This is a genomic window from Lonsdalea quercina subsp. quercina, assembly GCF_000688655.1.
Taxonomy (GTDB): domain Bacteria; phylum Pseudomonadota; class Gammaproteobacteria; order Enterobacterales; family Enterobacteriaceae; genus Lonsdalea; species Lonsdalea quercina.
On record NZ_JIBO01000020.1, the window covers coordinates 37427 to 51619 of the forward strand.

The window sequence follows — 14193 nt, forward strand, 5'->3', positions numbered from 1 at the left end:
CCTGCCTGTAGAGTGCGACGCTATTTCAGGGGAGACGGCGAAAAGAGGTGGGCATGCGCCAGGAATAGCGCACTAACGTTGCGAGCCTCCCGAAAATCCGCCTCCTGCAATAGCGACATCATCCGCGCCTGCGGCCAACGGACAGGGATCAACGGCTCCGGCTCATCGCCTTGTAAGCGCTGAGGATAAAGCCCACGGGCAATGACGATATTCATCTGACTGGAAAAATAGGAAGGGGCCAGCGTCAAGGTCGCCAGTAGTTCGAAATGCTCCGCACCAAATCCGACTTCTTCCTTCAATTCTCGGTCAGCCGCTTCAAACACCGTTTCCCCCGCATCGATCAGCCCTTTGGGAAAGCCCAGTTCATACTGTTCGATCCCCACCGCGTATTCGCGGATCAGCAGCAGGTCATCGCCGATAACCGGCACAATCATCACCGCCTCCCGTCCGGAAGGACGCATCCGTTCATACACGCGGCGCTCGCCGTTGCTGAACTCTAGATCCACCGATTCAACATTAAACAGACGCGAGCGGGCTACGGTTTCAACCCCGAGAATTTTGGGTTTTTGCAGGTTATTTTCCATAGAAGCCCCGGTTACAGAGGAAATTGACTGACGCTGACCGCACAGTTGGAAAAATACTGGTACTCTTCACAGCAGGGGCCACATGGGCATTTTGCGGCAATCGCGTTGCTGCCTGCAACTTTACCATACCAAAACAACAATATTGCAACACCTTAAAAACATAAGCTTCACTTATGTAAACCAGATAGGCACTTGGATGAAAAAAAATAGGATTATCCTCATTTTTGTTCATGTCTGGCCTTGTTAGCATCCAAGGATCAAGACAAGAATATATAAATTCAGTTAGCAAAGGCAGCCAGCAAAGCTAGATGGGATAATTTAGCCTATGTATCTTTGTTAGTATCCAAAAAAAAACAGAGGAAACCTGACGCTATTGGATGGTAATGATATGAGTACAATACTCATCATATTGTCTGTATTGTTAGCCTGTCTGATTGCGGTAGGGGGTTTCATTGGCTATCGCATGTATCGTCGTTTTCTTTTTGCCAAACGCCTGCCCGTAGTCTCTGGACATCGCCAGCTGACCTCGACGGAACGCAAGGCTGTAGAACAATATTTGGTGTCGAGAGATGCTGGCAATACGCTGCCGCTTACCGCGTCGGCGTCTTCCCCACGTCTGACCCGTTCTCTGCTCAGCAACCGTGTATATCCCATTACGCACAGTATTACCCGCTATGGGCTTAGCACCGATGCGCCGAATAAATGGCGATACTTCATTGATACACAAGAAGTTCACCTCCCTCCCAGCTGGGAACAATACATCACACAGAATAACGAGATCGAACTGATCACCACGCGTTCGATGCCGCTGGTCATTTCGCTTAACGGACACTCGATCACGGAATATATCAACAACAGAGATTTCTCGAACAACCGTGAACTGCCGATCGGCAATGCGTCGATTCTCCCGGAGGAAAACGAGCATACCGAACTGCTTTCCGTGCGGAAGGAAACGCGGGAAGAGTACGCCACGCATCGTTCTCGCGGGATTAAAGACGCCGCCATACTTTGCTGCGCCTTTTTGCTTTTGGTCTTCAGCCTTAACAGCCCGCTGGCAGTGCTACCGTGGCTGGCTGCCACAGCCTGTATCCTGGCCGCATGGAGCTGTTGGCAGCTATTTCGAGCTCCCCGTGAAAAAGAGCTGCAGGATGTTCACTGTCTGAATGGCACGCCACATTGTCTAGGACTTTTCGGCGAATCGAACCAAAGCCGTCTTGGCAACATCTCTCTCGGGAACATTGATCTGATTTACCCGCCGCACTGGCAGCCTTATATCGGTCACGATTTGGGGAAAAAGACTGATGTGGACATTTACCAGAATCGGCAGGTCGTTCGACAGGGAAAATATCTGTCGCTTCATAATGAAGTGAAACGCTTTCCCTTGCAGAAACGCGGCAAAAATTTGGTGCTGGCCTGCGGCGCGCTGTTCAGCCTTTTGCTGCTGTTGAGCTACGTTCCGCTCGATCTACCGCTTAAGCTCAGCCTCGCTTGGATCAAAGGCGCGAATAACATCAAAGTCACACAGGTCGACGAACTGGAGAAGATGCCGCTCCATGTCGGCGATACCTTGCAGGTGCGTGGCACCGGCATGTGTTACGTTCCGCCGGTCGATCACGGCCCTACGCCTCCCAGCACGTCGGCTTTCCAGCCCTTCGACTGTTCCGCCATCTATTGGAATAAAGCTGACCCGCTACCGCTGCCTGAATCCGATATCATCGAAAAAACCATCGCCCTGCGCGCCACAGTCAACGAACAGCTGCATCCCTCAACAAATGGCGACGGGGCTAGCTCACCGTTAGCCAGCGCGATTCAGAAGTCCGGCATGATTCTGCTCAATGATTTTTCCGACATCGTACTGAAAACCGAAGACTTGTGCGAAAAAGAAGAGGACTGTACGCGTCTGAAGAACGCGCTGATCAACCTCGGCAATGTGAAAAGCTGGAACGTTTTGGTCAGGCGCGCCAGCTCTGGCGCGCTGAAAGGCACCAGCGTGATACTGCGCCCCGTGAGTGCCGAAACGCTGGATACTCTGGTCAACAACGCCACGGACTACTTTTATTTGCAAGAGCTTCGCAACGCCACCAATGCGTTGAACAGCCCACCGCCGGCCGGGTTCCTGATCCGTAGCGATGAAGGCAACCAATTCGTCACCCACCCAGAACCGATGACGCCGCTGGTCGAGTATCGGCCAGCGGAACAATGGCAGGAATTGCAGCGTTTGTCCGCGATGCTGCTGCACACTTCCTTTGAAGCCAGCGGCGTGATCACGGCGATCGCGTTGGACGCCAACGGCACTCGCCATATCTCCCTTCATAGCGAACCCGATGCGGTCACGCTGTGGCGCTACCTCGGCAGCAGCGTGCTGCTTCTGCTGTTTACGAGCGTGTTTATTATTAACGTCGTGCAGTTGGTCATGAAACACCGCCGCAGCAAACAGCGTATTGCCGATATTCAACAGTATTACGCCAGATATCTGGCGCCGGAGACCTCCGCTACACCAGCGTTACACGGCAGCGCCTCTCGCCCGTCGTGAAATCATCAGCCTTGAACCGGTATACTGGCGTACAGACAACCTCAGCCTGACGGCCGCTTCCGGCGGCAATGGCCTTTTTGCCGGAGAGATGATGATGTCCGAACTCGATTGGAAAGAGATAGATACCGTGCTGCTGGATATGGACGGCACCCTGCTTGATCTCGCTTTCGACAGCTATTTTTGGCTCCAGTTGGTGCCGCAATCGCTCAGCGAAAGGCGCGGTATTTCGCTGGAAGAAGCGAAGGAACTGATGGCGCACGAATATCAGTCCGTTCAGCACACGCTCAGTTGGTACTGCCTCGACTATTGGAGCCAGCAGTTGGATCTGGATATACGTCAGATGACGCGCGACATCGCTTCACGCGCCCGGCTGCGGGACGACACCGCGCCGTTTCTTCGTGCATTAAGGGATAGCGGTCGCCACACGGTTTTGCTGACTAACGCCCATCCGCACAGCCTATCGGTCAAAATTGAACGCACGGGACTCGATCAGCACCTTGATTTATTACTTTCCACCCATACTTATGGCTTTCCGAAAGAAGATCAGCGTTTATGGCAGGCGGTACAAACTCAAATCGGATTCGACCCGGCAAGAACCTTGTTTGTGGATGACAGCGAACCCATTTTGGATGCGGCCAAGACGTTCGGGATCGGCTATTGTCTGGGCGTCAGCAACCCAGACTCCAGCCTGCCCGAGGGCAAAATGTTTCATCGTCATCCCGCCACCAACGATTATCGGGCGCTGATCCCCGCTTTGACAGGCGAAACCGGTTTTTGAGGAGCATATATGAGCAAAGCCAGCCAGCATGAAGACAACGCCGCGGTCCGGCTGGACAAGTGGCTATGGGCGGCCCGAATTTACAAAACCCGCGCCATCGCCCGCGATATGGTTGAAGGCGGCAAGGTTCACTATAACGGTCAACGCAGCAAGCCCAGCAAACTGGTCGAGCTGAATGCCGAGCTAAAATTACGTCAGGGCAACGACGAACGCACCATTGTGATCCTGGAAATCTGCGCGCAGCGCCGTTCCGCGCCTCAGGCGCAGGCGATGTACCAGGAAACCGAGGTCAGTATCGAAAAACGGGAAAAAATGGCGCAGGCAAGAAAAATGAACGCGCTGTCCATGCCCCACCCCGACCGTCGCCCAGATAAAAAAGAGCGCCGGGATTTGATTAAATTTAAATACAGCGACGCGGACTAACCCGCCGTCGCCGCGAGAAAATATTATGTCCACACACGATCAATTGCACCGTTACCTGTTTGAAAGCCACGCCGTTCGCGGTGAACTGGTCACGGTCGGCGACACGCTCCAGCAGGTGCTGAAGAATCATGATTACCCGGCCCCCGTGCAAACCCTGCTCGGCGAACTGCTGGTGGCTACCAGCTTGTTGACCGCTACGCTGAAATTCAGCGGTGACATCACGGTTCAGCTACAGGGCGATGGCCCGCTCAAACTGGCCGTCATCAACGGCAACAACGCTCAGCAGATGCGCGGCGTGGCTCGCCTGCAGGGAGACATCGCCCCTGAAAGCTCGCTGCACGACATGATCGGCAATGGCTATCTGGTGATCACCATCACGCCCACCGAAGGCGAGCGCTACCAGGGTGTCGTCGGCCTCGAAGGCAACACCCTGTCCGCCTGCCTGGAAAACTACTTCCAGCAGTCAGAACAGCTGCCGACGCGCCTGTTTATCCGTACCGGCGAGCACGACGGCAAACCTTGCGCCGCCGGTATGCTGCTGCAGGTGCTGCCAGCCCAGGAAGGTCACCGAGACGACTTCGATCATCTCTCTCAGCTGACGACCACCGTGAAAGGCGAGGAACTGTTCTCTCTGCCCGCCAACGAAGTGTTATATCGCCTGTATCATCAGGAAGAGGTGACGGTGTATGAGCCTCAGTCGGTCAGTTTCCACTGCCACTGCTCGCGCGAACGCTGTGAGAACGCCCTGCTAACACTGTCGGAAAGCGAAGTGGACGATATTCTGGCACAGGACGGCAACATCGACATGCATTGCGATTATTGCGGTAGCCATTACGTCTTCAACGCGGCCGACATTGACGATATTCGTCAGTCCGCCTCACGCACCCACCTGCACTAATCCCACCGCTGAAGAGGGCGCCGTCAGACGCCCTTTCTTTCTCATTCTGTGCTCTCTATCACATTTTTATTACTTTTGCGTCACAAGATTAAGCAAAGTTATTAAAGAATTTATTTAATTTTATGATAGTTCTCGTAGTTAAAATAAGCTCTGGCCCTACACTAAGAGGCAGTTGGACAATACCCATTGAGGAGTAGCCACATGGAGATTAACGGCCAGATGTCACGGGCGCTTTCCGCTTACGGCATTCACGACATCCGCGAACTCGTCTATAACCCGAGCTACGATTTACTGTTTAAAGAAGAAACATCTCCTACATTAGAAGGCTACGAACGCGGCGTCGAAACCGAGCTGGGTGCTGTCGCCGTCAACACCGGTATTTTCACCGGCCGCTCCCCTAAAGATAAATATATCGTCCGTGATGACGTGACGCGCGATACCGTCTGGTGGTCCGATCAAGGCACTGGCAAGAATGACAACCATCCCCTCAGCCAGGACGTCTGGCTACAGTTGAAACAGCGAGTCGGCGAGCAGCTCTCCGGGAAACGCCTCTTTGTCGTTGATGCCTACTGCGGCGCCAACCCCGACAGCCGGCTGAAAGTCCGTTTCATTACCGAAGTCGCCTGGCAGGCGCATTTCGTGAAAAACATGTTTATCCGTCCCAGCGACGACGAACTGCGCGATTTTGTCCCAGACTTCACCGTGCTGAACGGCGCGAAGTGCACCAATCCTAACTGGCGGGAACAAGGACTCAATTCAGAGAACTTCGTTGCTTTTAACCTTACCGAAGGCATCCAGCTGATCGGCGGAACGTGGTACGGCGGCGAGATGAAGAAAGGGCTGTTCGCCATGATGAACTACCTGCTGCCGCTAAAAGGCATCGCCTCCATGCACTGCTCCGCCAACGTCGGCGAAGCGGGCGACGTCGCAGTCTTCTTCGGCCTTTCCGGCACGGGTAAAACCACCCTGTCCACCGATCCAAACCGCCAGTTGATTGGCGATGACGAACACGGCTGGGACGACGACGGCGTCTTTAACTTCGAAGGCGGCTGTTACGCCAAAACCATTAGGCTCTCCAAGGAAGCCGAGCCGGATATCTACGGCGCCATCAAGCGTGACGCGCTGCTGGAAAACGTGACCGTGCGCGCGGACGGCAGCATCGACTTCGACGACGGTTCGAAAACCGAAAACACCCGGGTTTCTTATCCGATCGATCACATTCCAAATATCGTCAAACCGGTTTCCAAAGCGGGCCATGCCACCAAGGTCATTTTCCTGACCGCCGACGCGTTCGGCGTGCTCCCGCCCGTATCTCGCCTGACGTCCGATCAGACGCAGTATCACTTCCTGTCCGGCTTCACCGCCAAACTGGCCGGGACTGAGCGCGGCATTACCGAGCCAACCCCAACATTCTCCGCCTGCTTCGGCGCCGCCTTCCTCACGCTGCATCCCACACAGTATGCCGAAGTGCTGGTGAAAAGGATGCAGGCCTCCGGCGCACAGGCCTACCTGGTAAATACCGGTTGGAACGGCACCGGCAAACGCATTTCTATCAAGGACACGCGGGGCATTATCGCCGCCATCCTGAATGGCAGCATTGAGGAGGCGGAAACGAAAACGCTGCCTATCTTCAATCTGTCTGTCCCGACCGCGTTGGCCGGCGTGGACCCATCGATTCTGGATCCGCGCGATACCTATGAGAGCGCCGCACAGTGGCAAGCGAATGCCGAAGATCTGGCTCAACNCTTTATCGCCAACTTCGACAAATACACCGATACCCCGGCAGGAGCTGCGCTGGTCGCCGCCGGTCCGAAGATCTGATCCGTCATCAGCGACTCCACAACGAATGCCTGCAACCGCAGGCATTTTTTTCCAAGGAACAGAACGAAGATCGACGTCATCCAATTCAATGAGCGTTGAATATCAGGGAGAATGGCAGGGGAGCTGCGGGAACGAAGTGGCGCAGAAATGACGCTCGCTATCTCTGCGTACACAACCCTCCAGTACAAAGCCCATCTCGAAATGAGCAGATTAACCGGAAAGCGAATTTAACGACGAGCAAAACGCAGAGGTATCGCCGGTAGGGAAACCGGCAATAGAGATAAAAGCGCATTATCTTTAGGCCCCGGGGAGATTATCCGCCGTGTCGACCGGTTCGAGGNCCGTTCTGCTGTAGGTCATCGGCAGATAGACCCTAACCAGCAGTCCCCCTCGTTCGCTACTGCCCACTTCCAGTGAGCCGTGATGCGCGTCAATGATGCGCTGCACAATAGCCAGCCCCAGGCCGGTGCCGCTGGTACTACGGGCGCTGTCGCCGCGGACAAACGGCTGGAACAGATGTTTGAGGTTCTCGGGAGCAATNCCTTCTCCATCATCCTCCACCTGGAACCAGGCGCGCTGGAGTTCGCTGCCGCTGCTGACGCGGATCCAGCCATTGCCGTAACGGGTGGCGTTGACCACCAGATTCAGCGCCGCGCGTTTGATGGAAAGCGGACTGGCATTGACTAACAGTTCCCCCTCCCAAAACTCGCTGTCGATTTGACGTTCATAACCGCTTTCCGAAGCGACGACCTCACCCAGAATACTATTGAGGTCGGCGATCTCCATCTGCATCTCCTGACCGGTACGCAGATAGTCGATGAACTGTTCGATGATGGCGTTGCACTCTTCGATGTCTTTATTGATCGACTCCGCCAGATACTCATCCTCTTTATCCATCATCTCCGTCGCCAGACGAATACGCGTCAGCGGCGTGCGCAAATCATGGCTGACGCCCGCCATCAGCAGGGTGCGATCGTCCGCCAGGAGCTTGACCCCTGCCGCCATCTGGTTGAAGGCGCGCGTCACCGATCGGACCTCAGACGCGCCATACTCCCGCAGCGGCGGCGGAATAATACCTTTCCCGACCTGTAACGCTGCGTGCTCCAGCTCCACCAACGGTCGGTTTTGCACCCGGATAAACAACCAGGCGCCGCCAATCACCAGCAGCATAATCGCCAGGGTATAACGGAAGAGCGGCGAGAAATCGCCCTGATGAATTTCGGTCAGCGGCACGCGTACCCAGATGTCGGGAGACAGCCAGGTTTTCAGCCATACCACCGGGGTATTTTTACTGACTTCGACCCGCACTTCCGTCGGACCGCCCAGCTGCTGCGCCATCTGCTGGCTCAGAAACTGGTAATGCTGCGCCCAGCGCAACCCGCTCTCTTCCGCTGCGGCATTGGTGTACAGCGAAATGCCCAGCTCCCGGTAAATTTCACGCCGAAAGGCCGGCGGCACTTCCAGCGTAGAACCGTCTTCCAGCTGCAGCTTATCGGTCATCAGCATTCTGACCTCATAGGCCAGCACCTTGTTGAACTGCTGCAAACTCGGCAGGATGGCGAAGTTCAGCACGACAAGATAGGTGGTCACCAGGCTGACGAACAGCAGGGTGACGATCAGCAACAGCGTACGGGCGAAGGAGCTGCGCGGAGAGAAGCGCCAGCGTCTCATGCCTTACTGCCGTCCGGGACGAAGACGTAGCCCAGACCCCAGACGGTCTGAATATAACGTGGGTGCGCCGGATCTTCCTCGACCATGCGGCGCAGGCGGGAAATCTGTACGTCGATGGAACGCTCCATCGCGCTGTATTCGCGACCACGGGCCAGATTCATCAGCTTATCGCGAGACAAAGGCTCACGCGGATGGCTGACCAGCGCCTTCAATACGGCGAACTCNCCGCTGGTGAGCGGCATCGGCTCGTCGTCGCGGAACATCTCACGCGTCCCCAGGTTCAGCTTGAATTTGCCGAAAGCGACAATCGCTTCTTCCTGAGACGGCGCGCCCGGCAGTTCGTTCGCCTGACGGCGCAGCACCGCACGGATACGGGCCAGCAGTTCACGCGGGTTGAACGGTTTTGGAATATAGTCGTCCGCGCCGATTTCCAGTCCGACGATGCGATCGACTTCTTCCCCTTTCGCGGTCACCATGATGATCGGCATCGGGTTGCTCTGGCTGCGCAGGCGACGGCAAATAGACAGGCCGTCTTCGCCCGGTAGCATCAGGTCCAGTACCATCAGATGAAAGGACTCGCGCGTCAGCAGACGATCCATCTGTTCCGCGTTGGCGACGCTACGTACCTGAAATCCTTGTTCGGTCAGGTAACGCTCTAATAGCGCACGCAGACGCATATCGTCATCAACGACCAGAATTTTGTAGTTCTCTTGCATTTTATTCTCCAAAGACGGGATGAACGCCTATGTTGATATTGTTCAAAACTTGTTAAACACTGGACAATCTTTTCTGGTTTATATTCTAATCATAATTGTTACAAACCATATAAAAATACGTTGTAATCAAACATTTCCTTTGTCCATATTCGAAGATAATGACATATAGACAACATGAATTCCGTTATCGTTGACAGACGTGCCGTCGTGACACCGAGATTTAATAACATAGATTTTTAACCGAGACGTATGAAAACCGATCTTATTACCCGAGAAGGATATGAGNCCCTGCATCAGGAGCTCAACTACCTGTGGAAAGAGCGCCGACCTGAAATCACAGAAAAAGTCGCCTGGGCCGCCAGTCTGGGCGACCGCAGCGAAAATGCCGACTACCAGTACAACAAACGCCTGCTGCGTGAGATCGACCGGCGCGTCCGCTACCTGCGCAAACGCCTGCAGGTAGTGCGAGTGGTGGATTACTCGCCGCAGCAGGACGGCAAAGTCTTTTTCGGCGCGTGGGTAGAGGTTGAAAACGAAGACGGGGACGTGAAGCTGTTTCGCATTGTCGGCCCGGACGAAATATACGGCCGCAAGGACTATATCTCGATCGACGCGCCGATGGCTCGGGCACTGCTGAAAAAAAGCGTCGATGAAGAGGCGGAGGTGCCGACGCCGACCGGGAGAAAAACCTGGTACATCAATAAAATCGCCTACGGTACAACAGCTCCATAGCGTCGCTATCATTCATCCGCCGCCCACATTCACAGGCCAGGCGGATGCGTAAAAATACCGCGACATCACAACAACAAAGCGCCTAAAGCCTTTATTTCCGGCGGCGCTTTTCACGTCAGGAAATAACCTCGTTCGCACGTAAAATCGTTATTTTCCAGAGTTATCAACGCGCTATTTTTACGCTTACGATGAAATGAAACGCGCAATATCGCGTCGCTTAACAGCCATTATTGTTGCGGCGATGAAAGTACGCCAAATGCGCCGCAGAAAAAGCGAAATTACCGACTTAATCTAATCTGAAATATATGTGTCATTTTTATCACTTACCGTGATTCTTGGTGATCATGGAGATCCGAATATGTTCAGCTTAGACACCTTATTGCAGGATCTGGCTCCGCATAGACACACGCCAACCTGGCAACGCACGGTATTACGAACGCTGTTATTCGAGCAGGAAATGCAGCAGTTCGCCCAACGAAATCCCCACCTACGGGGGCTCGATCTGGTGGAGGAAATACTGGACTATTTCGACCTCAACTGCGAAATGGTGGAAGGCGATTTGGAAAACATTCCCAGCCACGGTCCGGTGGTTCTGGTGGCGAATCATCCCATCGGATCACTGGATGGACTCGCCCTGCTGCGGCACGTCGCCAGCGTCAGGCCGGATGTCCGTATCGTTGCCAGCCAGCTGCTTTCCTACATCGAACCGCTGAAATCGCTGTTCTTCTCCGTCGACAACTTCAGCAACCGCACCAACCGACAGCAAATCGCCAACATTCAAAATCATCTCCATCAGGATGGCGCCGTCATTTTGTTCCCCGCGGGAGAAGTCTCGCGCATTAGCCTGCATGGGATCCGCGACGGCCACTGGCACAGCGGGTTTATCCGCATGGCGGCCAAAGCGCGGGCGCCGATTGTTCCGATCCACATCAAGGGCCGCAACAGCGGACTGTTTTACCTTTCCTCCCTGATTTATCGCCCATTATCCACGCTACTGCTGGTGAGAGAGATGTTTCATCAGCGCGGCAATAAATTAAACCTGCGCATTGGCCCGCAAATCCCTTACGCGACCTGGAGTCAGGGAGAGTGGCAGGCCAACGATATGGCGGCCCGCTTCCGCCGCCATGTTTACCGGTTAGGTCAGGGCAAGCCGGGCTGCTTCGCCGGGGAGAAACCTATTGCGCTGTCGGAGGATCGGTCGCGACTGAAACAGGCGCTGACCGACTGCGACGTGCTGGGCACCACTCCGGACGGTAAAACGATTTATCTCTATCAGCGTAAAGACGAAGACTACTCGCCGATTCTGCGGGAACTGGGCCGCCTGCGGGAAATCGCCTTTCGCGCCGTCGGCGAAGGCTGCGGGCTGCGACGCGATCTAGATCACTTCGACGACCACTATCTGCATCTGGTGCTGTGGGACGAAGAGAAGCTGGATATCGTAGGGGCCTACCGTTTCACCCCCACCGCCCATCAGGACCCGCATCAGCTGTATAGCCACAGCCTGTTTCAGTATGGCGGCGAGATGGGGACAATACTCGCCAACGGTATCGAGCTGGGTCGCAGCTTCATTCAACCCAAGTACTGGGGCAAGCGAGGACTGGAATATTTGTGGCTGGGCATCGGCGCCTATGTGGCGCGCTTTCCGCAGTACCGTTATCTGTTCGGCCCGGTGTCACTGTCCGGTACGCTGCCCATCACCGCCCGGGACCTGCTGGTGGCGTTCTATCGGCTGTATTTCCCGCCACGTCAGCCGCTGGCGCGGTCGCGGCGTCCTTACCCCGCATCGTTGCCGGATGTGCTGAAGCAGTTCCAGGGCAACGATTATCAGCAAGACCTCACGCGCCTAAAGAGTATGCTTAACAACCTCGGTTGCGCGATCCCCACGCTTTACAAACAGTATTCCGAGCTGTGTGAAACCGGTGGCGTGCAGTTCATTGACTTCGGCATCGACCCGGACTTCAACAACTGCATCGACGGACTGGTGCTGGTGGACTTACAGCAGCTCAAACCCTCGCGTTATCAGCGCTACATCGCGCCGTTCGCTGCGGAATCCGCGCCTGCATATGCGCCACAAGGCGATAAAGCCGACACCCCCGACTAACCGCGACAAACAGAGGATGCGGAGAGGCTATTCTCCTTCCCGTTCCTCAGGCGCATCCCGCTGCATCCCCAGATGTCCGGCTGACAATCCCAACATCAGTTCACACTTTTCACCGTCTCGGCAAGCCCGTGCGGCAGGTTATTCAACTACGCTTGTCTGAATATACTTCGCCATCGAAGAGATGCCACATCGTCGTAAGGAGCGAAAGCGTATGAAGCAAACCGTTGCCGATTTCGTTGCCAAAACGCTGGAAAGCGCCGGAGTGAAACGCATTTGGGGAGTCACGGGCGATTCTCTGAACGGGCTGAGCGACAGCCTGAACCGCATGGGCACCCTTGCTTGGATGCCGACCCGTCACGAAGAGGTCGCCGCCTTCGCGGCAGGCGCCGAAGCACAGTTGACCGGAGAACTGGCCGTCTGCGCCGGATCCTGCGGGCCAGGCAACCTTCATCTGATTAACGGATTATTCGACTGCCATCGAAACCATGTTCCGGTTCTCGCCATCGCGGCGCACATTCCGTCCAGCGAGATCGGCAGCAACTATTTTCAGGAAACCCACCCGCAGGAACTGTTCCGCGAATGCAGCCACTACTGCGAACTGATTTCCAACCCTGAACAGCTTCCGCAGGTGCTGGCGATCGCCATGCGTAAAGCGATCCACAATCGTGGCGTTTCGGTCATCGTACTGCCCGGCGACGTCGCGCTGAAGCCTGCCCCGGAAGGCGCGTCGNCGGACTGGTATCCGATCCCGGCGCCGCGCGTACTGCCGGTGGACAGCGAGTTGCACAAACTGGCGGAGCTGCTGAACGCCGCTAAAAACATCACTCTGATGTGCGGCAACGGCTGCGCGGACGCGCATGATGACGTCGTGCAACTGGCGGCCACGCTACAGGCGCCGGTCGTTCACGCGCTACGGGGCAAAGAGAACATCGAATACGACAACCCCTTCAGCGTCGGGATGACCGGACTCATCGGCTTTTCTTCCGGCTACCACGCGATGATGAATGCCGAGATGGTATTGCTGCTGGGCACGCAGTTTCCCTACCGCGCGTTCTATCCGACGAACGCCAAGATTATCCAGATCGACATCAACCCCGGTAGTATCGGCTCCCACTGCCACGTGGACATGGCGCTGCTGGGCGACGTCAAATCTACCCTGACGGCGCTGCTCCCATTACTGGATCAGCAGGACGACCGCCACTTCCTTGATGAGGCGTTGAAGCATTATGCGGACGCGCGCAAGGGGCTGGACGAGCTGGCGGAACCGAACGACAAANAGGAGATTCATCCCCAGTATCTCGCCCGACAGATCAGCCACTATGCCAGCGAGGACGCCATCTTTACCTGCGACGTCGGCACGCCGACCGTCTGGGCCGCACGTTACCTGAAAATGAACGGCAAACGCCGTCTCATCGGCTCCTTCAGCCACGGCTCCATGGCCAGCGCGATGCCTCAGGCGCTGGGCGCGCAGTCGGTCGATCCTAACCGGCAGGTCGTGTCGTTCAGCGGCGATGGGGGCTTTACCATGCTGATGGGCGATTTTCTGTCCGTCGCCCAGCTCAAACTGCCGGTAAAAATCGTGGTGTTTAATAACAGCGCGCTGGGATTTGTGGCGATGGAGATGAAAGCGGGCGGCTTCCTGACGGACGGCACCGAACTGCACAATCCCAACTTCGCGGAGATCGCCAATGCCTGCGGCGTTAAGGGACTCCGCGTGGAGAAAGCCTCCGAGCTGGACGCCGCGCTGGAAGAGGCTTTCTCCCACGACGGCCCGGTGCTGCTGGATGTCGTCACCGCCACGGACGAACTGGTGATGCCGCCGGAAATCAAACTGGGACAGGCCAAGGGCTTCAGTCTGTACATGCTGCGGGCCATCATCAGCGGGCGCGGCGACGAAGTGATTGAGCTGGCGAAAACCAACTGGCTGCGCTAGCCG

11 protein-coding genes are annotated in these 14193 nt (G+C 55.7%); 8 read left to right on the forward strand and 3 right to left on the reverse strand.

Annotated features, from left to right (window positions below; translation table 11 throughout):
• Positions 1-20: 20 nt before the first annotated feature.
• The gene (gene nudE / locus RZ35_RS16160; protein WP_026744236.1) at positions 21-584 is read right to left on the reverse strand and encodes an ADP compounds hydrolase NudE; all 564 of its coding nucleotides are present in this window, start codon (positions 582-584) and stop codon (positions 21-23) included.
• Between the two features lie 388 nt (positions 585-972).
• Here nudE and RZ35_RS16165 point away from each other — a divergent pair, with 388 nt between their 5' ends.
• The 5 genes from RZ35_RS16165 (at position 973) to pckA (ending at position 7037) form a co-directional block, all read left to right on the forward strand.
• A complete protein-coding gene (locus RZ35_RS16165) occupies positions 973-3117 on the forward strand; it encodes an intracellular growth attenuator family protein (RefSeq protein ID WP_026744237.1) in 2145 nt (714 codons plus the stop codon).
• A 91-nt stretch (positions 3118-3208) separates the two neighbouring features.
• On the forward strand, positions 3209-3895 hold the full coding sequence (yrfG, locus tag RZ35_RS16170; RefSeq protein WP_026744238.1) for a GMP/IMP nucleotidase: 687 nt from the start codon (positions 3209-3211) through the stop codon (positions 3893-3895).
• A 9-nt stretch (positions 3896-3904) separates the two neighbouring features.
• Entirely contained in the window at positions 3905-4318 is a 414-nt protein-coding gene (gene hslR, locus RZ35_RS16175; RefSeq protein ID WP_026744239.1) for a ribosome-associated heat shock protein Hsp15, read from the forward strand.
• Positions 4319-4343: 25 nt separating this feature from the next.
• Entirely contained in the window at positions 4344-5216 is an 873-nt protein-coding gene (hslO, locus tag RZ35_RS16180; RefSeq protein WP_026744240.1) for an Hsp33 family molecular chaperone HslO, read from the forward strand.
• A gap of 201 nt (positions 5217-5417) precedes the next feature.
• Positions 5418-7037, forward strand: a complete 1620-nt coding sequence (gene pckA / locus RZ35_RS16185) for a phosphoenolpyruvate carboxykinase (ATP) (RefSeq protein ID WP_026744241.1) — start codon at positions 5418-5420, stop codon at positions 7035-7037.
• Between the two features lie 297 nt (positions 7038-7334).
• Here the strand turns inward: pckA and envZ are convergent, their stop codons facing one another.
• Both envZ and ompR read right to left on the reverse strand, forming a co-directional pair.
• Positions 7335-8708, reverse strand: a complete 1374-nt coding sequence (gene envZ / locus RZ35_RS16190) for a two-component system sensor histidine kinase EnvZ (protein ID WP_051625603.1) — start codon at positions 8706-8708, stop codon at positions 7335-7337.
• Positions 8705-9424: an osmolarity response regulator transcription factor OmpR gene (gene ompR / locus RZ35_RS16195; protein WP_026744242.1), complete on the reverse strand. Its 720-nt coding sequence runs from the start codon at positions 9422-9424 to the stop codon at positions 8705-8707. Before ompR ends, envZ begins: the two co-directional genes overlap by 4 nt.
• Positions 9425-9673: 249 nt before the next feature.
• On the opposite strand from ompR, the gene greB reads away from it, so the two are divergent.
• The 3 genes from greB (at position 9674) to poxB (ending at position 14190) form a co-directional block, all read left to right on the forward strand.
• A complete protein-coding gene (gene greB, locus RZ35_RS16200) occupies positions 9674-10156 on the forward strand; it encodes a transcription elongation factor GreB (RefSeq protein WP_026744243.1) in 483 nt (160 codons plus the stop codon).
• A gap of 358 nt (positions 10157-10514) precedes the next feature.
• A complete protein-coding gene (locus RZ35_RS16205; protein ID WP_051625604.1) occupies positions 10515-12257 on the forward strand; it encodes a lysophospholipid acyltransferase family protein in 1743 nt (580 codons plus the stop codon).
• A 211-nt stretch (positions 12258-12468) separates the two neighbouring features.
• Positions 12469-14190: a ubiquinone-dependent pyruvate dehydrogenase gene (poxB, locus tag RZ35_RS16210; RefSeq protein WP_026744244.1), complete on the forward strand. Its 1722-nt coding sequence runs from the start codon at positions 12469-12471 to the stop codon at positions 14188-14190.
• Positions 14191-14193 lie beyond the last annotated feature (3 nt).